This is a genomic window from Belnapia moabensis DSM 16746 (genome assembly GCF_000745835.1).
Taxonomy (GTDB): Bacteria; Pseudomonadota; Alphaproteobacteria; order Acetobacterales; family Acetobacteraceae; genus Belnapia; species Belnapia moabensis.
Genome location: NZ_JQKB01000005.1, coordinates 76,702 through 99,186, shown reverse-complemented (window position 1 = coordinate 99,186; position 22,485 = coordinate 76,702). Strand labels below are relative to the sequence as shown.

General features: G+C 71.2%; 18 protein-coding genes and 1 pseudogene. 8 read left to right on the top strand and 11 right to left on the bottom strand.

Features of this window, described 5'->3' with window-relative positions:
* Nucleotides 1-49: 49 nt before the first annotated feature.
* From EP26_RS04520 to EP26_RS04505, 4 genes are read right to left on the bottom strand one after another with little or no spacing between them, the layout of a single operon-like run.
* Nucleotides 50-937, bottom strand: coding sequence for a DMT family transporter (locus EP26_RS04520; RefSeq protein WP_084112318.1), 888 nt, complete (start codon nt 935-937; stop codon nt 50-52).
* Nucleotides 934-2,178: a M20/M25/M40 family metallo-hydrolase gene (locus tag EP26_RS04515; RefSeq protein ID WP_043336320.1), complete on the bottom strand. Its 1,245-nt coding sequence runs from the start codon at nt 2,176-2,178 to the stop codon at nt 934-936. The genes EP26_RS04520 and EP26_RS04515 overlap by 4 nt, the downstream gene beginning before the upstream one ends.
* Nucleotides 2,175-3,434: a flavin monoamine oxidase family protein gene (locus tag EP26_RS04510; protein ID WP_043336317.1), complete on the bottom strand. Its 1,260-nt coding sequence runs from the start codon at nt 3,432-3,434 to the stop codon at nt 2,175-2,177. Before EP26_RS04510 ends, EP26_RS04515 begins: the two co-directional genes overlap by 4 nt.
* Nucleotides 3,434-4,483, bottom strand: a complete 1,050-nt coding sequence (locus EP26_RS04505) for an MBL fold metallo-hydrolase (protein WP_052388792.1) — start codon at nt 4,481-4,483, stop codon at nt 3,434-3,436. Before EP26_RS04505 ends, EP26_RS04510 begins: the two co-directional genes overlap by 1 nt.
* A gap of 117 nt (nt 4,484-4,600) precedes the next feature.
* Here EP26_RS04505 and EP26_RS04500 point away from each other — a divergent pair, with 117 nt between their 5' ends.
* The gene (locus EP26_RS04500; RefSeq protein WP_043336314.1) at nt 4,601-4,834 is read left to right on the top strand and encodes a hypothetical protein; all 234 of its coding nucleotides are present in this window, start codon (nt 4,601-4,603) and stop codon (nt 4,832-4,834) included.
* Here EP26_RS04500 and EP26_RS04495 read toward each other — a convergent pair.
* Both EP26_RS04495 and EP26_RS04490 read right to left on the bottom strand, forming a co-directional pair.
* Nucleotides 4,835-5,596 (bottom strand): annotated as a pseudogene (locus EP26_RS04495) (SDR family NAD(P)-dependent oxidoreductase).
* A 36-nt stretch (nt 5,597-5,632) separates the two neighbouring features.
* Entirely contained in the window at nt 5,633-6,853 is a 1,221-nt protein-coding gene (locus EP26_RS04490; RefSeq protein WP_043336311.1) for an MFS transporter, read from the bottom strand.
* A gap of 155 nt (nt 6,854-7,008) precedes the next feature.
* On the opposite strand from EP26_RS04490, the gene EP26_RS04485 reads away from it, so the two are divergent.
* The gene (locus EP26_RS04485) at nt 7,009-7,761 is read left to right on the top strand and encodes a molybdate ABC transporter substrate-binding protein (protein WP_043336309.1); all 753 of its coding nucleotides are present in this window, start codon (nt 7,009-7,011) and stop codon (nt 7,759-7,761) included.
* Between the two features lie 46 nt (nt 7,762-7,807).
* On the opposite strand, the gene EP26_RS04480 is transcribed toward EP26_RS04485, so the two are convergent.
* Complete coding sequence (locus tag EP26_RS04480) at nt 7,808-9,244, bottom strand: NAD-dependent succinate-semialdehyde dehydrogenase (RefSeq protein ID WP_043336307.1); 1,437 nt, start codon at nt 9,242-9,244, stop codon at nt 7,808-7,810.
* Between the two features lie 104 nt (nt 9,245-9,348).
* Nucleotides 9,349-10,377, bottom strand: a complete 1,029-nt coding sequence (locus tag EP26_RS04475) for a Gfo/Idh/MocA family protein (RefSeq protein ID WP_043336306.1) — start codon at nt 10,375-10,377, stop codon at nt 9,349-9,351.
* Nucleotides 10,378-10,462: 85 nt separating this feature from the next.
* Between EP26_RS04475 and EP26_RS04470 the strand changes: the two genes are divergently transcribed.
* Nucleotides 10,463-12,085: an ABC transporter substrate-binding protein gene (locus EP26_RS04470; RefSeq protein WP_043336298.1), complete on the top strand. Its 1,623-nt coding sequence runs from the start codon at nt 10,463-10,465 to the stop codon at nt 12,083-12,085.
* On the opposite strand, the gene EP26_RS04465 is transcribed toward EP26_RS04470, so the two are convergent.
* Nucleotides 12,082-13,077 (bottom strand): NAD(P)-dependent oxidoreductase, encoded by a 996-nt coding sequence (locus EP26_RS04465; RefSeq protein WP_043336296.1) that lies wholly within the window; start codon nt 13,075-13,077, stop codon nt 12,082-12,084. The genes EP26_RS04470 and EP26_RS04465 overlap by 4 nt on opposite strands.
* Nucleotides 13,078-13,139: 62 nt before the next feature.
* Here EP26_RS04465 and EP26_RS04460 point away from each other — a divergent pair, with 62 nt between their 5' ends.
* Genes EP26_RS04460 through EP26_RS04445 form a run of 4 tightly spaced genes read left to right on the top strand, consistent with a single transcriptional unit; the run spans nt 13,140 to nt 18,413 of the window.
* A complete protein-coding gene (locus tag EP26_RS04460; RefSeq protein ID WP_043336293.1) occupies nt 13,140-14,150 on the top strand; it encodes an ABC transporter permease in 1,011 nt (336 codons plus the stop codon).
* Nucleotides 14,147-15,007 carry an ABC transporter permease gene (locus EP26_RS04455; RefSeq protein ID WP_052388790.1) on the top strand — a complete coding sequence of 287 codons (861 nt, stop codon included), beginning with the start codon at nt 14,147-14,149 and terminating at the stop codon, nt 15,005-15,007. The genes EP26_RS04460 and EP26_RS04455 overlap by 4 nt, the downstream gene beginning before the upstream one ends.
* The gene (locus EP26_RS37250; RefSeq protein ID WP_052388789.1) at nt 14,977-17,025 is read left to right on the top strand and encodes an ABC transporter ATP-binding protein; all 2,049 of its coding nucleotides are present in this window, start codon (nt 14,977-14,979) and stop codon (nt 17,023-17,025) included. The genes EP26_RS04455 and EP26_RS37250 overlap by 31 nt, the downstream gene beginning before the upstream one ends.
* Nucleotides 17,022-18,413, top strand: coding sequence for a dipeptidase (locus EP26_RS04445; RefSeq protein WP_043336292.1), 1,392 nt, complete (start codon nt 17,022-17,024; stop codon nt 18,411-18,413). Before EP26_RS37250 ends, EP26_RS04445 begins: the two co-directional genes overlap by 4 nt.
* Here the strand turns inward: EP26_RS04445 and EP26_RS04440 are convergent.
* A complete protein-coding gene (locus tag EP26_RS04440; protein WP_052388788.1) occupies nt 18,410-19,822 on the bottom strand; it encodes an FAD-binding oxidoreductase in 1,413 nt (470 codons plus the stop codon). The two genes, EP26_RS04445 and EP26_RS04440, sit on opposite strands and share 4 nt — an antisense overlap.
* A gap of 93 nt (nt 19,823-19,915) precedes the next feature.
* Between EP26_RS04440 and EP26_RS04435 the strand changes: the two genes are divergently transcribed.
* Nucleotides 19,916-21,541: a GMC family oxidoreductase gene (locus tag EP26_RS04435; protein ID WP_043336290.1), complete on the top strand. Its 1,626-nt coding sequence runs from the start codon at nt 19,916-19,918 to the stop codon at nt 21,539-21,541.
* Here EP26_RS04435 and EP26_RS04430 read toward each other — a convergent pair.
* Nucleotides 21,538-22,452 carry a beta/alpha barrel domain-containing protein gene (locus EP26_RS04430; RefSeq protein WP_052388787.1) on the bottom strand — a complete coding sequence of 305 codons (915 nt, stop codon included), beginning with the start codon at nt 22,450-22,452 and terminating at the stop codon, nt 21,538-21,540. The two genes, EP26_RS04435 and EP26_RS04430, sit on opposite strands and share 4 nt — an antisense overlap.
* Nucleotides 22,453-22,485: the final 33 nt, after the last annotated feature.

The following is a 22,485-nucleotide window of genomic DNA, read 5'->3' as shown; positions in this document are numbered from 1 at the left end:
GGGCTCTTCGGCCCTTGGCGGGTGGAGTTTGAGGAGGGCAGCGCCCTCCTCAACCTTGCTTCCGAGACTCCCGCCGCGCGATCCAGCTCGTGCTGGCGAAGATGACGAGGCCGCCGATCCAGGTGGCCGTCCCCGGCACGTCGCCCCAGACGGCGAGGCCGAAGAGCGAGGCCCAGACCAGTTCGAGAAATTTGATCGGCTGCGTCACCGACATGTCGGCCAGCTTGAAGGCGCGCGTCAGGCAGATATGCCCCGCCGTGCCGATGACGCCGCAGAAGGCGAAGGCGGCCCATTGCGCAGGTGTCGGCCAGTCCCAATGCGGCAGAGCGAAGGGCAGGCTGAACAGCGCGACGGCAAGCGACTGCCACACGACGATGACATGCGGCGCGTCCCGCCGCGTCAGCGCCTTGGTGATGAGGAAGGAGGCGGCGAAGAGCGGCGAGGAGGCCAGCATCACGAAGCCATAGGCCCCTGCCCCGCCCGAGAGGTTGGGCGAGACGACGATCAGCACGCCGCAGAAGCCGATCAGTGCCGCGACCCAGCGGGCGGCGACCATCCGCTCGCGCAGGAAGACGACGGCGCCGAGCATGATGAAGAGCGGCGTGGTGAAGCCGAGCGCCGTCATATCGGCCAGCGGTACATGCGGCACGGCGATGAACCAGAGCAGCAGGCCGGAGGTGTGGATGGCGCCACGCCAGATCTGGCCCGAGAGATTGGCCGGGCGGTAGGCGGCCCAGCCGGCGCGCAGGATGAAGGGCAGCATCACCAGCACGCCGAAGCTGTAGCGCAGGAAGCCTGCGACGAAGGGGTCGAGCTGCTGCGCCAGCAGGCGGAGGGTGCCGTTCAGCAGGATGAAGAGCACGCCGGAGGCCAGCATCCAGAGGATGGCGCGGGCGGTGTCGCCCATCGCGGCGAGGCGGGGCAGCGCCTGGCTCATGCGGCGAGGAAGTCGAGGGCGGTCAGCGCATGGACCTGGGCGACCTGGAGAAGTTCATCGACGAGGACGTACTCGTCGGCGCCGCCCATGTTGTGCGGGGTCGGGCCGTAGACGATGGTCGGCAGGCCGGCCATGCGGAACCAGCGGGCATCGGAGCCGCCGACGCGCATGTTGACGACGCAGGGGGAGCCAAGCACTTCGCTGGCGGCCGCGGCGGCACGGCGGACCAGCTCGTGCTGCGGGTCGGTGTGGTTCGGCTCGAAGCGGCGGAGGATGCGCCAGGCGATGCCGTCGCGGCCATTCAGCGTCGCTGCCAGGGCGGCTTCGGCGGTGGCGCAGGGAAGGCCGACGGGGAGGCGGATGTCGATGCCGGCGCGGGCGCTGGCGGGGACGAGGTTGGTCGAGGTGCCCCCCTCCATGCGGCCGATATTCACCGTGACGCTGCCGAGAACCTCGGCCTCGCCGGGGCCGGAGAGGGGTTCCGAGATGGGGCGGGCGGCGGCGATGGCGGCGGTGACGGCGGGTGGGGCTTCGGGACGCAGGTCGCGGAGGGTGCGGACGGCATCGAGCGCGGCGCAGAGGCGGTCGAGGGCGTTGATGCCGAGATGGACATGGGCGCCGTGGCTGGCGCGGCCCGTGGCCTCGAGCTCGATCCAGAGGAAGCCCTTCTCGCCGAAGCGGAGCACGCGGGGGCTGCCGGCATCGCCGATGATGACGGCATCGCCGGTGGCCTCGGGGATGGTGTCCATCAGCCATTTCGTGCCGAGGGGACCCATGGATTCCTCGTCGCCCGCCAGGGTCAGCACGGCCTCGCCGCGCCAGAGCGTGGGGTGGGCGGCGAGTAGCGACAGCGCCGTGATGGAGGCGGCGATGCCGCCCTTCATGTCGGCGGTGCCGCGGCCGTAGAGGCGGCCCTCGCGCAGCAGGCCGCCGAGGGGTGGGACGGTCCAGGGCAGGGATTCGTTCACCGGGTAGGTGTCGAGATGGCCGTTGAAGACCAGGCGGCGGCCTGGGGCATGGCCCCTCACTCGGGCGACGAAGTTGGTGACCTGGTCGGAGGTGGGGTGGAGGGCGATCTCGGCGGAGGGGATGAGATCCTGGATGAGGCGGGCGGCGGTCTCGGCGCAGGCGCGGACATCGCCGGGCGGGTTGGGGGACGGGATGGCGACCAAGGCCCGGGTCAGCGCGATGACGCGATCGGCGCTGGCGGCGGCCTCGGCGGCGAAGAGGGTGCGGTTCATCGGCCGAGCGTAGCGGATAACGCCTCGGCTGCCGCCATGCCGCTCGCCCAGGCGCCGCCGACGGTGCCGGCATAGCGGGTGTGGCATGCCTCGCCGGCGAAGCGGATGCGGCCATCGGCGGGGCGGGCCTCCGCGAGGGCGGCGCGGGCACCGGCGGCGCCGGGACGGGCATAGGTGTAGGCGCCGAGGAAGAGCGGGTTCTCGCCCCAGTCGGTGGCGATAGCTGGATGCGGGAAGGCGCGGGCGACCTCGGCCTTGCCGACATAGCGGGCGAGGTCGGCGCGGGCGTATGCCTCGGCGGCGGCGGGGCCTTCGCGGGCCAGCGCCCAGGCGGACTCGCCGCCGAGGAAGCCGATGGCGTGGTCGCGGCCGAAGGGGCCGACGACCCATGACATCGGCCTGTCCCCCTCCCCCTCGACGCGGCGGCCGAGGCGGGCGAAGGGGGCGAGGCCCAAGGTGCCACGGAGCGCGATCTTGGAGAGCAGGGCCATCGGCAGGCCGGCGATGGCGGTATCGACCTCGGCGGGGAGGCCGGGGGAGAAGCGGAGCGCGCCGGAGGCGAGCGCGCCGGTCGAGAGTGTCACGATGCAGCCGCGGGCACGGATGGTGCCGCGCGGACCCTCGAGGGTGATGTGACGGTCGGCGCGGACGGCATGGATGGGCGTCACCAGATGGATCGGCAGGCCCTCGGCGAGGCGGGCGACGAGGGTGCCGAAACCCTCCTTCACTTGCGGGTTCTCGCCGTCGAGGCCGGTGTCGATGTAGTCGCGCAGACTGTTCCGCTCGGGCTCCACGCCGCAGATGGTGGTGCCGAGCCAGTGGGAGGCGGTGGCATCCCAATAACCGCCATGGGGGACGGCATCGGCGATCGGGATGTCGGGACCGTCTTGGGCGGCGCGAGCCTCGGCGGCCTCCTCCCAGGCGTCGCAGGCGGCGTCGTGGGCGGCCTTCTCCTCGGGCGTGGCATGGCGGTCGCCGATGAGGAGGATGTCGCGGCGGCGGCGCTCGCCTTCATACAGGGTGAAGCCGAGGCGGCGGGCGATGGGGGTCAGCGGGTTGTGCTCGGCAACATGGAGCCAGGAGGCGCCGCGGTCGAAGGGGGTGCCGAGGCTGGCGGTGTCGGTATGGGCGCGGCCGCCGGGGCGGGTGCCGGCTTCCAGCACCAAGCAGGACCGGCCGAGCTCGGCCAGGCGGGTGGCGGCGGCGATGCCGGCGGCGCCGGCGCCGATGATGGCGATCTCGGTTTCGGTGGGCATCAGATGGTCCGGAAGCGGGCAACCTCGCCTGGCTCGACGCGCAGCCGGCCCTGGCGTTCCAGGCGGCGGAGATGCGCCAGCGTCTCGCCGACGGTGAAGCTCACCTGCCCTATCTCCTGCGCGGCGCGGGGGAAGAGGAATTGCGCGGCCTCATAGGCGGTGAGCGGCTCGCGGCAGGCCTCGGCCAGGGCGTCGAGGCGCTCGGCATGGTGGGCAGCCAGCATGTCGAGGCGGCGGTGCAGCGTGGTGAAGGGCTCGCCATGGCTGGGGAGGACGAGCGTGTCCTCCGGCAGGGCGCGGAAGCGGTCGTTGCTGCCGAGGAAGTCGCCGAGCGGGTCGGCCGCCGGCTCGCCGGGATGGAGGCCGACATAGGGGGAGATGCGGGGCAGGATCTGGTCGGCCGAGATCAGGATGCCGCGCTCGGGGCTGTAGAGCGTCGCCATGTCGGGGGCGTGGCCGGCGCCGGTCTGCACTCGCCATTCGGTGCCGCCGATGGTGGTGCTGCGGCCGTCCTTCAGCGCGTGGAAGCTGCGGGGGAGTTCGCCGACGGCGCGCTGGTAGAGGGCGCCGCGGCCCTCGACGAAGGCGATGAATTCGGGCGGGCAGCCGGCGCGGGCATAGTGCTCGATCTGCTGGGCCATCATGTCCGGGCCGCTGTCGTACCAAAGGGCGCGGGCCATCAGCCATTCGATCCGCGTCATCATCGGCAGAATGCCGAAGCGCTCGCAGAGCCAGCCGGCAAGGCCGATATGGTCCGGGTGGAAATGGGTGACGAGCAGCGCCGTCAGCGGCCGGCCGCCGAGCGCAGGCTGGGCGAGAAGCTGGTCCCAATGGCCGCGGGTGGTGCGGCTGGCGATGGCGGTGTCGATGGCGAGCCAGCCGCCTTCATGCTCGAGGAACCAGATGTTCACATGGCCGGGCGCGAAGGGCAGCGGCATGCGGGCGCGAAGCAGGCCGGGCTGGATGGTGCGGATCTCGCCGGGCGGCGGGGCGTCGGGCGGCAGCGGGGCCGGGACATAGGCGGGGGGGTTGGTCTGGTCGGGTGGCATCCGGCTCTCCCGTTGGATGGGAAGGATAGGGCGCTACCGGTTGCTGTGTCGATGCAGCGCTTGCATCACGGGGGTGCGGGGTGGGTATGCTCGCACGGTTCCGAGGAGGTGGTATGGATGGCGCCGGAAGTCTTCGTCCTGCTCAGCGGCGGCCTCAGCTTCGGGGTGCCGCTGGTCCTCGCCATCCGCGAGTTGCGGAACCTGAAGCGCAGCGATGGCGGCGGCTGGCGGCCGGATTCGACGCCGCCCTCGCCCAAGCCTCGGCCCACCGCGGGGAGCGGGAAGCCGCTGCCGGATTGCCTCATTCCGAAGCCGGTGCCGGCAAGTCTGCGGGAGCTGGAGACGGTTTGATCACAGCTGCACGCCGCGGGTGAGCGCACCGTCGATCACCAGGTTGGTGCCGGTGGTGAAGGAGGAGGCGGGGCTCGCCGGGAAGACGACGCCGCGGGCGATCTCTTCGGGCGTCGCCATGCGCCCGGTGGGGTTGGGCGCCAGCGCCTCGGCGAAGAGCGTGGGGTTGTTCCGCTCGATCCATTGCCAGATGCCGCCCGCGAAATAAGTGTTGCCGGGGGAGACGGTGTTGGCGCGGATACCCTTCCCCGCGAGGCGGTGTGCGAGGCCCTGGGCGTAGTGGACCAGCGCGGCCTTGAAGGCGCCGTAGGCCGGGCCGGTGAAGTCGAGCTCGCGGCCGGAGACCGAGGAGATGATGGTGATGGAGGCTGACTTCGACGCCTCCAGGTACGGGAGCGCGGCGCCCACCGTGTGGATCGTGTGCATCAGGTCGGTCTCGAAGCCGCGGCGCCAGGCTTCCTCGCCGTCATCGACCGCCAGCGCCGAGACATTGGAGACGACGATGTCGATGCCACCGAGGGCGGCGGCGCTGGCGGCGACCCAGGCTTTCAGCGCGGATTTGTCGGTGACATCGACGGGTTAGCCGAAGGCGGTGACGCCTTGCGCCTGAAGTGCGGCGACGGTGGCCTCGACCTCCGCCGCGTCGCGGGCGCAGAGGGCCACATGGGCACCCTCGGCCGCGAAGAGCTCGGCGCAGCGGCGGCCGATGCCCTTGCTGCCGCCGGTGACGATGGCCCTGAGGCCTTTGAGACCGAGATCCATGCCCCCTCTCCTCTTGCTGTATCCGAGGAGGTTCGGTCAGCGCATCGGCCGGCGCAATGCCCAGAAGGCCACCGAGCCCGCCGCATAAGCCGCGATCGAGAGCAGGAAGGCCACGCGGTAGCTGGCGGTGACGTCGAAGATCCAGCCGGCGGCCCAGGAGCCGATGGCGGCGCCGAGGCCGGAGCCGATGGTGATGACGCCGAGGATGGTGCCGAGCCGGGGGCCGGGGAAAAGGTCGGCCGTTTTCGCCGTGATGGCGGGGCCGCGGGCGCCCCAGGTCAGGCCGAAGGCGCAGCCATGCAGCCAGAGCAGCAGGTGCTGGTCGGGCGAGGTGATCAGCAGCGCGCAGACGACGCCGAGGATGGAGATGCCGTAGGTCAGCAGCGCCGAGGCCTCGCGGCCGATATAGTCGGAGAGCGTGCCGGTGAGGATCACCCCGGGGAAGGCGAGGAAGGCCCCCATGCCGAGCACGCCGGCAGCATAGAGCGGGTCGAAGCCGATATCGACGGCGAAGGCGATCTGGTGCAGCGAGACCAGGAAGCTGCCGATGCTGGTGCACATGTAGACGAGGAAGAGCAGCCAGAAGGCGCGGGTGCGGATGGCCTCGGCCAGCGTCCAGTGACGCGGTGCGGTGGTGGCGGCGCCGTCGCCCATGGCAGGGATGGCGGGGCTGCGGCGGAAGATGGCGGCCAGCGGCAGGATCAGCACGGCCATGCTGGCCGCCGCCGCGAGATAGGCGCCGCGCCAGCCGAGGCCGGTGATCAGCATCTGGCTAGTCGGGGCCGAGAAGGCGCGGCCGAAGGCATTGGCCGATTGCAGGATGGAGACGGCCATGCCGCGCTGGCGGTGAAAGATGCGCGAGACGAGCGGGACGAAGACCAGCAGGCCGAGGCAGTTGGCGCCGACCGTCATCACCACGCCGTAGAGGAAGACCACCTGCCACAGCTCGGTGGCGAAGGCGCTGCCGAGCAGGCCGAGCGTCAGCAGGCAGCCGCCGAGCAGGACGCAGCGGCGGGCGCCGATGCGGTCCACCAGGCCGCCGACCAAAGGCGAGCTGGCGCCGCCGACGAGTTGACCGACCGAATAGGCGAGCGAGCTTTCCGCCCGGGACCAGCCGAATTCGGCGACGAAGGCGAGCAGGAAGACGGTGTAGGAATGCATCAGGCTGGCGCCAACCGTGAAGGCGGCGAAGGCGCCGGCGAGCATCAGCCAGGCCTGGCGGGAGGGTCTTTCGGCGGTCCCGGCTCTGGCTGGCATGGCGCCATGCTGCGGGCGGCGGGCGGGGCGGTCAATCGGCAGCGGCTAGGCCCGGAGCATGGCCCTGGGCACGGGGGCGGAACATGCGCGGCAAACGGTAGGCTTGGAGCGGGCGGCAGGGTAGAGCGTCGGCACTGACCTTCCAGAGGATGCGCATGTATCGTCGGTTGCTGGCCCTCGTCTCGGCCTCGGTCCTCCTGGCTCCCATGGCGCGCGCGGCGGAGCTGGAGGTGATGAGCGCCGGGGCGATGGAGCCGGGGCTGGCGCAGGCGGTGCAGGCCTTCCGCAACGCCTCGGACCATTCGGTGCAGATCCGCTATGCGACCGCGCCGGCCCTGCAGCAGGCGCTGGCGGATGGCGATGCGCCACAGCTGCTGATCGGGCCGGACTCGCTGATGGTGGGGCTGGCGCAGGCGGGGCGGCTGGCGGGGCAGCCGGTGACGCTCGGGCGGGTCGGGGTCGGGATGGTGGTGCGGCCGGATGTCGCCATCGGCCCGGTAACGGATGCCGAGGGGTTGCGGCGCGCGGTGGTCGGGGCGCAGTCGGTGGTCTTCAACCGGGCCTCGACGGGGCTCTACATGGAACGGCTGTTCGAGCGGATGGGGCTCACCGCGGCGGTAGCGCCCAAGGCACGGCGCTACCGGACCGGCGCGGAGGTCATGGCGCACCTGCTGCACGGGCGGGGGCAGGAGATCGGCTTCGGCGCCATCACGGAAATCCGCAAGGTGCGCGAGCTGCGCTATCTGGGACCGCTGCCGGCGGAGCTGCAGTCCTACACGACCTACAGCGCGGCGCTGGCGCCCGGGGCGCCGGTGGCGGCGGAGGCGCTGCTGCGCTGGCTGACCGGGCCCGAGGCGCGCTCCGCCTACGAGGCGGCAGGGATCGAGACGGATCCTCCGGCCCGTTGACCGGGTCGGGAAGTTCGAGGGGGACGATGTCCCCCTCGATGACGGCTCAGAGGCCGGCCTGGCTGACGAACTTCGTGTTCAGGTAGGCCTCGATGGCCTCCGAACCGCCCTCGGAGCCGTAGCCGCTGTCCTTGATGCCGCCGAAGGGCACCTCGGGCAGGGCGAGGCCCAGATGGTTGATCGTCATCATGCCGCTCTCGACCTTGGCGGCGATGGCGTTCGCCGTCTTGGCCGAGCGGGTGAAGGCGTAGGAGGCGAGGCCGTAGGGCAGGCGGTTGGCCTCCTCCACCACCTCGTCGAACTCGCGGAAGGGCGCGATCATGGCGAGCGGGCCGAAGGGCTCCTCGTTCATCATCCGCGCCTCCTTGGTGACGCCGGTCAGCACCGTCGGCTGGAAGAAGTAGCCCTTGTTGCCGATGCGCTCGCCGCCGGTGCGGACCTCGGCGCCGCGCTGGCGGGCATCGGCGATGAGGCCCTCCATCCAGGGGATGCGGCGCTCATGGACGAGCGGGCCCATCTGGACGCCCTGCTCCATGCCGTTGCCGACCTTCACCGCCTTGGCCGCCGCGACGAATTTCTCGACGAAGGGCTCGTAGTGCTTTTCCTGCACGAGGAAGCGCGTCGGGCTGACGCAGACCTGGCCGGCATTGCGGAATTTGGCGCCGGCGAGCGTCTTCACTGCGAGGTCGAGATCGGCGTCGTCGAAGACGATGGCCGGGGCATGGCCGCCGAGCTCCATCGTCACCCGCTTCATGTGCTGGCCGGCGAGGGCCGCGAGCTGCTTGCCGACCGGGGTGGAGCCGGTAAAGGTCACCTTCTTGATGGTCGGATGCGGGATCAGATACTCGCTGATCTCGGCCGGGATGCCGTAGACGAGGCCGACGACGCCCGCGGGCAGGCCGGCATCGACGAAGCAGCGGATCAGCGCGGCCGGGGAGGCCGGTGTCTCCTCCGGGGCCTTCACGATGATCGAGCAGCCGGTGGCGACGGCGGCGGAGAGCTTGCGGACGACCTGGTTGATCGGGAAGTTCCAGGGCGTGAAGGCGGCGACGGGGCCGATTGGCTCCTTCACCACGAGCTGGTAGACGCCCTCGGCGCGGGCCGGGATGACGCGGCCATAGGCGCGGCGGGCTTCCTCGGCGAACCAGTCGATGATGTCGGCGCCGGCGAGCGTCTCCATCTTCGCCTCGGGGAGCGGCTTGCCCTGCTCGGCCGTCATCAGCGCGGCGATCTCGTCGGCGCGGGAGCGGAGGATGTCGGCGGCCTTGCGCATCAGCTTGGCGCGCTCGAAGGCGGAGACCTTCTTCCAGGTGGCGAAGCCGCGCTCGGCGGCGTCCAGCGCCTCGTCCAGGTCGTCGGTCCCGGCATGGGCGACCTCGCCGATCACCTCCTCCGTCGCCGGGTTGATGACCTGGAGCATCTTTCCGGAGCGGCTGTTGCGCCACTCGCCGTTGATGTGCAGCTGGACGGTCGGATAGGCCATGGGGGTCTCCTTGGCTATTTGGGCGGGGCAGGCCCCGCCAGGCTCGGGGCGCAATGTGGGCCTGTCGTGGAGCGGGGGCAACCCAGGCCGTTATAGTCCATCATTTATAGCGTGACGAAACGCCCCTGCCCTGCCCCGCGCAGCAGCGCCTCGATCAGCCGCTGCACCGCGAGCGCGCTGGCGCCGGAATTGGAGGGCGGGCGGGCGGCGGCGATGGCATCCAGCATCTCGGTCAGCAGGGCGCGGTGGGGGCCATGGTCGAAGGCCATGGGGTCGGCGCCGCCACCGCCGGCGCTACCGTGGTCGATGATCTCGGGCGGCGCGCCCTCGGGGTGAAGTTCCAGCCGTTCGGCGACAAGCATGGCGCTGCCGCGCGTGCCGGCGATTTCGATCCGCTCGGGGAAGCCGGGGCGGGCGACGGTGGTGGCATCCAGTGTGCCGATGGCGCCGCCCGCGAAACGGAGGGCGGCGGCGACGATGTCCTCGGTGTCGATGGCGCGGAGCGGGCTGGTACGGGCGAAGGCGGCGGCCTCGGCGACGGGACCCATCAGATGCAGCAGCAGGTCGATGCTGTGGATCGCCTGGGTCAGCAGCACGCCGCCGCCGTCGCGCGCCTTCATCCCCCTCCCGGCTTGCGCGAAATAGGCGGCGTCGCGCCACCAGCGGATGGTGGCGGAGGCGGAGAGCGGGGTGCCGAGCAGCCCGTCCTCCAGCGCCGATTTCAGGCGGAGGGCGGCGGGGCGGAAGCGGTGCTGGAAGACGGTGCCGAGGGTGACGCCGGCGCGTTCCGCCATCGTCACCAAGGACTCGGCGCGGGCAAGGTCGAATTCGAGGGGCTTCTCCACGAGCAGGTGCTTTCCGGCGGCGGCGGCGGCCTCGGCGACAGGGAGATGGGCGGCGGGCGGCGTCAGGACCAGGACGAGATCGAGGCCGGGGGCGGCAAGCAGGGCGTCGAGGCTGTCGAAGGCCGGCGCGCCCCAGCGGGCGGCGAAGCCGGCGCGGCGCTCGGCGGAGGGGCTGAAGCCGCCGAGGAGGCGGGCGCGGCCGGCGGCCTCGAGATCGCGGAGCGCGAGGGCATGCGGAGCGACGGCCATGCCGAGGCCGACCATCCCGACGCCGATCATTCCTGGCATGGCTTCCCTTCCCCCTCGTTCGGCTCCTATCGTGCCGTATCAGCCGGCGCGGGCAAACCGCGCGGCCAGCCCTGGGAGGGGTCCGATGGAGCTGGACGAGACCGCGCGGCCGATCGCGCGCCGGGATGTGCTGCAGTTGATGGGGCTGGCGGCGGGCTCGGCGCTGCTGCCGGCGGGCCAGGCCTATGCGCAGACGCGCGGCGCGACCCTGGTGATCGGCATCGACATCAGCGACACCATCACCCTCGATCCGGTCAAGCAGGCGCAATACACGCCGCCGATGACGCTGGCGGCGACCTATGATCCGTTGGTGACGCTGATGCCCGGCGACTACATCGAGCCGAAGCCGGCGCTCGCCACCGCCTGGGCGCGGACGCCGGACGGCAAGGGCTGGCGCTTTACCTTGCGCGAGGGGGTGAAATTCGCCTCCGGCGCGCCGGTGACGGCGGAGGACGTGCAGTTCACCTTCGAGCGGCTGATCCGGATGAAGGAGCAGACGCAGCAATATGTGAAGGCGATCGACCGCTGCGAGATCGTCGATGCGAGGACCATCGACCTCGTCATGAACGACCCGGCCGCGCCGCTGCTCAACATCCTCTGCGCGCCGAGCTTCGGCATCACCGAGAAGAAGCTGGTGACGCAGCATGGCGGGAGCATGGGGCCGGATGCCAAGGAGGCGGATAAGGCGACGGACTGGCTGAACCAGAACAGCGCCGGGACCGGGCCGTACCGGCTCGTCAGGTGGGAGCGGAACCAGCAGATCCAGCTCGTGCGCAACCCGCATCACTGGCGCGGGGCGCCGGCCTATGAGCGGGTGGTGATCCGGCATTTCAGTGACAGCGCGGCGCAGCTGCTGGCGATCCGCCGCGGCGACATCCAGGCGGCCTTCAACCTCATTCCCGAGCAGATCGCCACGCTGAAGGACGAGCCGCAGGTGCGGGCGGAGCGGCTGCCGAGCCTCGACTTCGTCTACATGGCGCTGACGCAGAATGCCGAGTTCAACCGGGCGCTGGCGCAGAAGGCGTGCCGGCAAGCGATCGGCCATGCCATCGACTATGACGGTATCGTCAACAGCATGCTGGGCGGCGCGGCGCTCAGGCCGGCGCATTTCCTGCCGATCGGGGTGAATGGCAGCACGGAGACGGTGGCGCGGGAGGTCGGGTTCAAGCAGGATTTGGATAAGGCGAAGCAGTTACTGCGAGAGGGCGGCTTCGCGGAGGGGTTCGAGTTCGAGATCGCCTATGGCAATGCGGCGGTGGCGGGCGTCTCGTACCAGTTGCTGGCGCAGAAGATCCAGGCGGATCTCGGCCGCGTCGGCATCCGGGTGAAGCTGGCTCCGATGGATCAGGTCAACCTGCGCACCAGCTTCACCACCGGGCGGGCGCAGGGTGGGGTGCTGACCTTCTGGAACCCGCCGGCGGTGGAGAACGAGCTTTGGGCCGCTGCCGTCGTCGAGCGGGTGGCGAGGCGCGTCCACTGGACCGTGCCGCCGGAGATGACCGGCCTCGTCAAGCGCGCGGCGCAGGAGACGGACAAGGCGAAGGCCGCGGCGCTCTGGGTGGAGTGGCAGCGGGCGATGGTGGACCAGGCCAACCACATCATCCTGTTCCAGCCCGTCTACCAGATCGCGGTGCGCAATACGGTGAAGGAGTTCCCGCTGACGGCGGCGGGTTGGCAGCTGGAGATTGGCCAAGCCAGGCCGGTTTAAGGTCGGATGCCGAGGCGCGAGAGGCGATGCGCGCGGTCGGCATTCACGGCATGGTCCGGCAGGCGGCCTTCGGCGAGAGCCGTGACCTGACGCACCGTATCGAAGGCCTGATGCTCAATCGCCGCCGGGGTGAGGCCGCCGACATGCGGCGTGGCGATGACCTTCGGATGGGCGGCGAGGTCGGGCGTCGGCATCTGGTCCGGCGCGCGGCCGACATCCATGGCGCAGCCGGCGAGCTGGCCGCTGTCGAGCGCGGCGCGCAGGGCGGCCTCGTCCACCAGGTTGCCGCGCGAAGGGTTTAGGAAGAAGGCGCCACGCTTCATCCGGGCGAAGGCGGCCTCGTTCAGCAGGTTCTCGGTCTGCTCGTTGGCGATGGCGAGGCAGACCACGAAGTCGCTCTCGGCCAGCAGCCGGTCCTGCTCCACCTGCTCGATGCGGGCATCCTCGACGCGGGCATGGGGGTCCGTCACCAGCACCCGCATGCCGAGGGCGAGGCCGATCGGGGCGAGGTGACGGGCGATGGCGCCGTAGCCGATGATGCCGAGGGTGCTGCCGCTGAGCTGAGCGCCCATCCGCGCCGTGGGCACCTCGCCGCGATGGTAGCTGGCGGCGGCGGCGCCAATGCCGCGGGCGAGATCGACCATCTGGCCGAGAACGAGCTCGGCGACCGAGGGAATGAAGCCGGGCGTCGCCTGCGTCACGAGGATGCCGGCGGCGCTGGCCGCTTTGACATCGACGTTGCGGATGTCGACAGCGCAGCGGAGGAAGGCGACGAGGTCGGGGGCATGCTCGAAGGTCGCGGCCTCGCCGGGCGACTGACGGTAGCTGACGATGGCCTGGCAGCCGGCGGCGGCCTCGGCCAGTTCGCGCCCGGCGAGGTGGCGGCCGGTCTCGTTGAGGCGGACCTCGGCCACCTGGCGGAGCGCAGCGAGGGCGCGGGGGCCGTAGTAGTTCTCCAGCGCATCGGTCGTATGCGTGAGATAGACCTGCATGCTTCACTCCCCTTCGTTCGGGGCTAGACTACAGGGAACGAGGCGAGGGAGAAGCGGGGCGAATGCTGCGGACCGTGGTCACGCGACTGGCAGGCGCCGCCGTCATGGCCGTGCTGGCGACGCTGGTGATCTTCCTCATCGCCAATACCGTGCCGGGGGACCCGGTGCTGGCTCAGCTCGGCGACATCGCCGCGAGCAACCCGGCGACCGTCGCGGAATGGCGGGCGAAATGGGGGCTCGACCTGCCGCTCTGGGAGCAATACCTGATCTTCCTGCGCGGGCTGGCGCAGGGCGACCTCGGCACCTCCATCGCCTCGCAAAGGCCGGTGCTGGAGGATATCGCGCAATATGCGCCGGCGACGGTGGAGCTGGCCAGCATCGCCTTCCTTCTTGCGCTCGGCATCGGCATCCCACTCGGCATCGCGGCGGCAGTGTGGCGGGATAGCTGGGTGGATGCGGCGGCGCGGGTGGTCTCGCTGATCGGCGTCTCGTCGCCGACCTTCTGGCTCGCCTTCATCATGCTGGCGATCTTCTATGGCGGGTTGCAGATCGCGCCGGGGCCGGGGCGGCTCGACCCGATCGCCTTCCCGCCCGATGAGGTGACGGGGTTCTTCCTCGTCGATACGCTGCTGGCGGGGGATTGGGAGGGGTTCCGCGATGCGGCGGCGCATCTGGTGCTGCCCTCCATCGTGCTGGCGGCGGCGACGATCGGGCTCATCACCCGGACGACACGGGCGGCGATGCTGGAGGCGATGGGGCAGGACTATGTGCGCGTCTCCCGCGCCAAGGGGATGCGGGAGCGCTACACCATCCTCCGCCACGTCCTGCCGAATGCGCTGATCCCGGTGGTGACGCTGGGGGGCCTCGCCTATGCGAACCTGCTGGCCGGGGCGGTGATGACGGAGACGGTGTTCTCCTGGCCGGGGCTGGGGCGCTACACCTTCCGAAGTGCGGCGGCGCTCGACTTCCCGGCGATCATGGGGATCACGCTGGTGGTCTCGGTGACCTACCTGCTGGTGAACCTTCTCGTCGATCTGTCCTATGCGATGCTAGACCCGCGGGTGCGGCGGTGAGCGCGAGCATCGCCCTCCCCGCGCCGCGCTCGCGGCGGGCACGGCTGTGGCGGCGCTATGGGCTGGCGGGGATCGGGGCGGGGATCGTGCTCGCCTGGGTGCTCATTGCCGTCTTCGCGCCGTGGGTGGCGCCTTATCCGCCGGATTTCGTCGATGTGGCGAACCGGCTGAAGCCGCCTTCGGCGCTGCATTGGCTGGGGACCGATGCGCTGGGGCGGGATTGCTTCTCGCGGCTGCTCTTCGGCGCGCGGATTTCGTTGCTGGCAGGGATTTCCGTCGTCGCGCTGGGGGCTGCCTTCGGCACGCTGGTCGGCATGGTCGGTGCCTATGCGCGGGGCTTCGTCGATGCGGCGCTGATGCGGCTCACCGATCTCGTGCTGTGCTTTCCGCCAATCATCCTGGCGCTCGCCATCGCCGCAGCGCTGGGGATCGGGACGACCAACACAATCATCGCCATGCTGGTGGTGTGGTGGCCGAAATTCGCGCGGCTTGCGCGGGCGCTGGCGCTGGTGCAGCGAAGCCAAGATTATGTGGAGGCCGCCGTCGTGCTCGGGCTGAAGCCGGCGCGCATCCTCGGGCGGCATATCGTGCCGAATGCCGTCGGGCCGCTGGTGGTGCTGGTGACGCTCGATATCGGCAACGCGATCATCACCTTCGCCGGCCTGTCCTTCCTTGGCCTCGGCGTGGTGCCGCCAACGGCGGAATGGGGGGCGATGGTCGCCGAGGGGCGGGAGCTGGTTGAGCAGTGGTGGGTGGCGACCTTCCCGGGGCTGGCCATCCTCTCGATCGTGCTCGGGTTCAACTTCCTGGGCGATGGGATAAGGGATTGGCTCGATCCGAAGGCGCGGAGCCGGTGAGCACGCCTACGCTGGAGGTGGAGGATCTTCGCACCGTCTTCCTCACCGATGCGGGGGCGGTGCGGGCGGTGGACGGTGTCTCCTTCACCGTCGGCGCGGGGGAGACGCTCGGCATCGTCGGCGAGAGCGGCAGCGGGAAGAGCGTCACAGCGCTCTCGCTGATGCGGCTGCTGGAGGAACCGGCGCGGATCGCGGGCGGCAGCATCCGCTTCCAGGGACGCGACCTGCTGGCGATGCGGCCGGAGGAGCTGCGTGCGCTGCGCGGCGACCGGATGGCGATGGTGTTCCAGGACCCGATGACGGGGCTCAACCCGGTCATCCGCATCCTGCGGCAACTCACCGAGCCGATGGTGGGGCATGGACGCTTCGCGGCGCCGGAGGCCAGGCGGCGCGCGGTCGGGCTGCTGGTGCGGATGGGGATCACGGCGCCGGAGCGGAGCATCTTGCGCTTCCCGCATGAATTCTCGGGCGGAATGCGGCAGCGGGTGATGCTGGCGATGGGTTTCGCCAATGATCCGGCGCTGCTGATCGCCGATGAGCCGACGACGGCGCTCGACGTGACGATCCAGGCGCAGATCCTCGATCTGCTGCGGCAGCTCAATGCCGAGTTCGGCACGGCGATCCTGCTGATCAGCCATGATCTGAGCGTGATCGGCAGCGTCTGCCGCCGTGTCGCGGTGATGTATGCGGGCGAGGTGGTGGAGGAGGCGGTGACGGAGGCGGTGCTGGCCGATCCGCGCCACCCCTATGCCTGGGCGCTGGTGAATGCGGTGCCGCGGATCGACCAGCCGCTCGGCGCGGACCGGCGGCTCGTCAGCATCGAGGGGGCGCCGCCGGATGCGCTGAACCTGCCGCAGGGGTGCCGGTTCGCGCCGCGCTGCCCCTTCAAGGTCGAGCGCTGCGAGCGAGAGCATCCGCCGCTGGCCGAGGTGGCGCCGGGGCGGCTGGCGCGGTGCTGGGTAACGCAGGCGGGACAGGTGCTGCCGAAGGCGGGCGGCGCGGGGCTTGGCGGGGTGCGGCCCCCCCCTCCCCCAGCGGCCGAGCCGCTGCTCGCAGTGCGCGGGCTGGTGAAGCATTTCCCGCTGCCGCGCGAGAGCTTCTTCGCGCCGCGGCGGGTGGTGCATGCGGTCAACGGCATCGACCTCGACGTAGCGCGTGGGGAGACGCTCGGCATCGTCGGGGAGAGCGGCTGCGGCAAGTCGACGCTGGCGCGGCTCGTGACGCGCATCCATGCGCCGACGGCCGGCAGTATCGTCTTTGGCGGGCAGGAGATCGCCGGTGCCAGCCCGGCGGCGATCCGTCCGTTGCGGCGGCGGATGCAGATGGTCTTCCAGGACCCCTATGCCTCGCTCAATCCGCGCATGACCATCGGCGACACGCTGGCGGAGCCGCTGGTCGCGCATGGGCTGGCGCGGCGTGGGGTGGAGGTGCGCGACCGCGTCGGCGGGCTGCTGGAGATGGTCGGGCTCAACCCGGCCTGGGTCTCGCGCTTCCCCCACGAGTTCAGCGGTGGGCAGCGGCAGCGCATCTCCATCGCGCGGGCGCTGGCGCTGGAGCCGGAGATGATCGTCGCCGACGAGCCGATCAGCGCGCTCGACGTCAATATCCAGGCGCAGATCCTGAACCTGATGCTCGACCTGCAGCAGCGGATGGGGCTGACCTACCTCTTCATCGCGCATGACTTGGCGGTGGTGCGGCATCTCTGCGACCGCGTCGTCGTGCTCTATCTCGGCAAGGTCATGGAGAGCGCGCCGGCGGAGGCGCTCTTCGCGCGGCCGCTGCATCCCTACACCGGCGTGCTTATCTCAGCTGTGCCGGAGCCGGGGCGGCAGCGCGTGCTGCTGCAGGGAGAGCCGCCAAGCACGCTGGCGCCGCCGCGGGGCTGCCCGTTCCGCGGGCGATGCCCAATCGCGCAGCCGGTCTGCGAAACGATGCCGCCGCTGGCCGAGGCCGAAGCCGGGCGGTGGGTTGCCTGCCACTTCCCGGGCGGGTTCTCCCATGCTGGATTAGGAGCATGAAGGCCAATCTCACCGACATCCTCGCCCGTCTCGATGCCGATGCCCCCGCGGCGGAGGCACGGCTCATCGAATGGCTCCGCATCCCGAGCATCAGCGCTCAGCCGGCGCATGCGGGGGACTGCCTGCGCGCCGCCGAATGGGTGCGCGACCAGTTGGCCGGCATGGGGTTCGATGCGAGCATCCGGCCAACGGCGGGACATCCTGCCGTCGTCGCGCATCATCCGGGGCCGGGCGGCGATGCGCCGCATCTGCTGTTCTACGGGCATTACGACGTGCAGCCGGCCGATCCGCTGGCGCTCTGGACCTCGCCGCCTTTCGAGCCGCTGGTGGTCGAGGGGCCGCATGGGCGACGCGTCGTCGCGCGTGGCGCGGTGGACGACAAGGGCCAGACGGCGATGTGGCTGGAGGCGCTCAGGGCCTGGCACGAGATCGCCGGCGGGCCGCCCTGCCGCGTCTCGGTGCTTATCGAGGGCGAGGAGGAGGTGGGCTCGCCGAGCCTCGATGCGTTCCTCGCCGCCAACAAGGGCGAGCTTGCGGCCGATGTCGCGGTCATCAGCGATACGGCGATGTGGGATATCGACACGCCCGCCATCACCACGCGGCTGCGCGGAATGGTCTATGCGCAGATCGACCTGAAGGCGGCGTCGCGCGACCTGCATTCCGGCATCTATGGCGGGGCGGCGCTCAACCCGATCAACGCGCTCTCGCGCATCATGGGCGGGCTGCATGACGAGAACGGGCGGGTGCAGATCCCGGGCTTCTACGACGGCATCGCCGAGATCACCAATGCGCAGCGCGTGGAGTGGGACAGCCTCGGCTTCGACGAGGGGGCCTTCCTCGGCGATATCGGTCTGGCGACGCCGGCGGGCGAGCGCGGGCGGAGCGGGCTGGAGCGGCTCTGGGCGAGGCCGACCGCCGACCTCAATGGCATCTGGGGCGGCTATACGGGGGATGGCAGCAAGACCGTCATCGCCTCCGAGGCGCATGCGAAGCTGTCCTGCCGGCTGGTGCCGGGGCAGGATCCGGCGAAGGTGGCGGAGGGCATCCGCCGCTTCGTCGAGGAGCGGCTGCCGCCGGATGCCAAGGCAGAGGTGCAGATCTTCACCACGACGCCGGGGATTGAGGTGCCGGCCGACAGCCGCTGGGTCGGTGCGGCGCGCGGGGCGCTGGCGGAGGAATATGGACGGCCGGCGGTGCTGATCGGCAGCGGCGGGTCGATCCCCGTGGTGGAGAGCATGCGGCGGCTGCTCGGGCTCGACAGCCTGCTGGTCGGCTTCGGGCTGAACGACGATCAGGTGCACAGCCCGAACGAGAAATTCGAGCTGCGCTGCCTGCACAAGGGCGCCCGCAGCCATGCGCGGATGCTGGCGGCCTTCGCCCGCGGCTAGTTTGAGGGGAGCACCTTCCCCGGATTCATGATGCCCTGCGGATCGAGCGTCGCCTTGATCCGCCGCATCAGCTCCAGCGCCAGCGGGTCCTTCAGCGCCTGCATCGCGTGCAGCTTGCTGGTGCCGATGCCGTGCTCGGCGCTGAAGCTGCCGCCGAGCGAGGTGGCGATCTCGTTCACCAGCATGTCGGCGCCGGCGGCGCGGGCGGCCCAGTCGGCATGGGTCATGCCGGGCGGGGCCTTCAGGCTGACATGGATGTTGCCGTCGCCGGCATGGCCGATGGCGAACATCCGGCCTTCCGGCCAGCGCTCGGCGAGCGCGGCTTCGGTTCGGGCCAGGAATTCCGGCACGGCGGAGACGGGCACGGCGGTGTCGGTCGGGATGGAGGGGCCGTCCATGCGGCCGAATTCGGGGAAATCCTCGCGGATGCGCCAGAAGGCGAGGCGCTGGGCCTCGCTCTCGGCGGGGACGGCGTCGGTGCATTCGCCGGATTCGAGCGCGGCCTCCAGCGCCGTCTCCAGCATGGCGCGCACGGGCACGGCGGGGTGGGGTGCCGCGAGTTCGACCATGACGTACCAGGGGCTCTCGAGCGGCAGCGGCAGGCGGAGCTGCGGGCCGTGGCGGGCGACCATCTCCAGGCAGAGGCGGTTCATCAGCTCGAAGGCGATCAGCTCCGCCCCCGCACCCTGCATGCGGCCGAGCAGGGAGAGCGCGGCATCCGGCGAGGGGACGGCGAGGAAGGCGGTCTCGACGGCGCGCATGGGCGGCACCAGGCGGAGCGCGGCGGCGGTGATGACGCCGAGCGTGCCCTCGGCGCCGATAAAGAGGTGGCGCAGCGCGTAGCCGCTGTTGTCCTTGCGGACGCGGCGGAGGTCGTTCAGCACGCGGCCATCGGCGAGGACGACTTCGAGGCCGAGCACCAGCTCCCGCGCATTGCCCCAGCGGATGGTGCGGATCCCGCCCGCGTTCGTCCCGAGCATTCCGCCAATCTGCGCCGTGCCCTGGGCGCCCCAGGCGATGGGGAAGAGCCGGTCCACCTCGAGTGCAGCCTGCTGCACCTGCTGGATGACGCAGCCGGCCTCGGCGACGAGGGAGAAGTCGCGCGCATCGACGTCGCGGATGCGGTTCAGCCGCTCGAGGCTGAGGACCAGGGATGGCGGGCCGCCGGGTCGCGCCACGGCGGCGCCGGCTAGGCCGGTCCGGCCGCCGGCGGGCACCACGGGGATGCCGGCCTCGCTGGCGAGGCGCATCGCGGCCGAGACCTCGTCCACCGTACTGGGCTTGAGCACGGCGAGCGGCATGGCGCGGGAGGTGCCGCGCCAGTCGACCGCATAGGCGGCCATCTCCTCTGGGGTGGTCAGGCAGTTTCTTGGGCCGAGGGCGTCGGCCAGGGCGTCGATCATGGACATGGCGGACAGTCTCCCGCCGGGGATTCCGCTCGGCAAGCCCCTTGGCGCGCGGGTGCAACACGGCTTCACTAGCGTGATTGCGGGAGGAAGACGATGAGCGATGGCGTGCCGGTGAGCGCGGATTACGTGGTGGTGGGCGCCGGCTCGGCCGGATGTGCGGTGGCGGCGCGGCTCTCGGAGGACCCCTCGGTGCGCGTCGTCCTGCTGGAGGCGGGGGCGCGGGATTGGAACCCCTGGCTGCATGTGCCGATCGGCTATGCCAAGACGATGTACCACCCGACCCTGTCCTGGAACCTGACGACCGAGCCGGAGCCGGAGCTGGAAGGCCGCCGCGTGCCCTGGCCGCGCGGGAGGGTGCTCGGCGGCTCCTCGGCCATCAACGGGCTGCTCTATGTCCGCGGGCAGCACGAGGATTACGACCACTGGCGGCAGCTCGGCTGCACCGGCTGGTCCTTCGAGGATGTGCTGCCCTATTTCCGCCGGGCCGAGGACCAGGAGCGCGGCGAGAGCCGGCTGCATGGCACGGGCGGGCCGCTCGCCGTCAGCGACCTGCGCGACCGGAATCCGCTGGCGCAGGCCTTCGTTGAGGCGGCGGTGGAGCTCGGCTTCCCGCGCAACGACGACTTCAACGGCGAGGCGCAGGAAGGGGCGGGCTTCTACCAGACGACCTCGCGCCGCGGCTGGCGGGTGAGCGCGGCGACGGCCTATCTGAAGCCGGCGCGTGGGCGGCCGAATCTCAGCGTCGTCGCCGATGCGCATACCACGGGGTTGCTGATGGAGGGGCGGCGCGCGGCGGGGGTGACCTATCGCCGGCATGGGGCGCGACTGACGGTGCGGGCGACGCGGGAGGTGATCCTCTGCGGCGGCGCCATCGCCTCGCCGCACCTGCTGCTGCTCTCGGGGATAGGGCCGGCGGCGCATCTGCAGGAGATGGGCATCCCGGTCGTGCACGACCTGCCGGCGGTGGGGGGCAATCTGCAGGATCACTTTCAGGCAAGGCTGGCTTATCGGGTCAACAAGCCGGTCAGCATGAACACCCGGGCGCGGAGCCTGTGGGGCCAGTTCCTCATGGGGGCCGAGTTCGCAATACGGCGCACCGGGCCGCTGACGGTGAGCGCGGGCACGGCCGGGTTCTTCGCGCGCGTTCTGCCGAGCAGTGCGACGCCGGATGTGCAGTACCACTTCCTACCCTTCAGCACCTCGAAGACCATGCTGGAGCTGCACGACTTCCCAGGCATGACGATCAGCGCCTGCCAGCTGCGGCCGGAGAGCCGCGGGACGATCAGCCTCGCCAGCCCTGACCCGGAAGCGAAGGCGCGGATCCAGGCGAACTACCTTGCCACCGAAACCGACCGGCGCTGCATGATCGAGGGCATCAAGCTCGGGCGACGGCTGGCGCAGACAGCGGCGCTCGGGCGATGGGTGGAGGAGGAGGTCGTGCCCGGCGCGGCGGCAGCGAGCGACGAAGAGATCCTCGGCTTCATCCGGCGCACCGGCGGCACGATCTATCACCCGAGCGGCACCTGCCGCATGGGCGGCGACGAGGCGAGCGTCGTCGATCCGGAGCTGCGGGTGCGCGGGATCGAGGGGCTGCGCGTCGCCGATGCCTCGATCATGCCGACGGTGGTGTCGGGCAATACCAATGCGCCGGCCATCATGATCGGCGAGAAATGCGCCGACATGGTGAAGGCGGCGGCGCGTGTGCGGGTGGCGGCCTAGCCTTCGTCCCCCAGGCGGAGGATGCGGCTGTGCAGGCGCTGGCCGAGCGCCTGCTCGGCGGCGCGGCCGGCGCGGTGCAGCGCCGCCGGATCGAGGCCGGTGCCGAGGCCCATGGCGGCGAGCGCCGCGGCCAGGTCCTCGGCGCAGCAGAAGCCGCCGGCGCCGCCGAGTGTGGCATCGGCCTCCGCCAGCCCCGACTCGATGGCGGCGAGGGTATTGGCCAGGCCGGTGCCGCGACGGTCGGCGAAGCGGGCGACGAAGCTGGCGGTCGGCAGGCCGCCATGCAGCCAACCGATCAGGTCGCGGACGCGGGGCGGCGTCGCCAGGCCGGTATCGTCGACGATGGTGATGCGGGTGATGCCGAGCCCGGCGAGGCGTTCGGCATCGGCCAGCACGCCGGCCGGCTCGGTGCCCTCGGCGAAGGCGGCGGCGATGCTGCCGCAGAGGGCGAAGCTGCCCTGGGCCTGGGCAGCCATAGCGGCAAGGCTGGCCCAGCGGGCAGCGCGGTCCTCGCCGAACAGGGCAAGGGAGGCGGCGTCGGTGGCGGCGATGGGCAGCAGCACCTCCTCTGGGGGCCAGCCGCCGTCGCGGGCAACCAGGGCGCGGCGGACGGCCATGAGGTCGGGGCAGTGCACCTGCCAGGCGAGGCCGGGGCGACGGGGCGCGGCGCGCAGCAGCGCCTCGGCATCGGCGAAGGCCGGGAAGCGGGCGGGATCGCGGAGGCTGGTGAGGCCGATGCGGCGGAAGCCGGCCTCGGCCAGGGCGGTGGCGAGCGAGAGGCGGACCTCGGCTGGCAGCGGCATGTCGAGGGCTTCGCTGAGCAGGCAGTCGCCGAGCGCGATATCGGCGGCGGTGGGGGCGGCCGCGCCGGTGATCTCCTCCAGCTCGGCGGCACTGGGCAGATCACTCATCGGGCGCGTCCTCCGCGGGCGGAGGATGCTGCG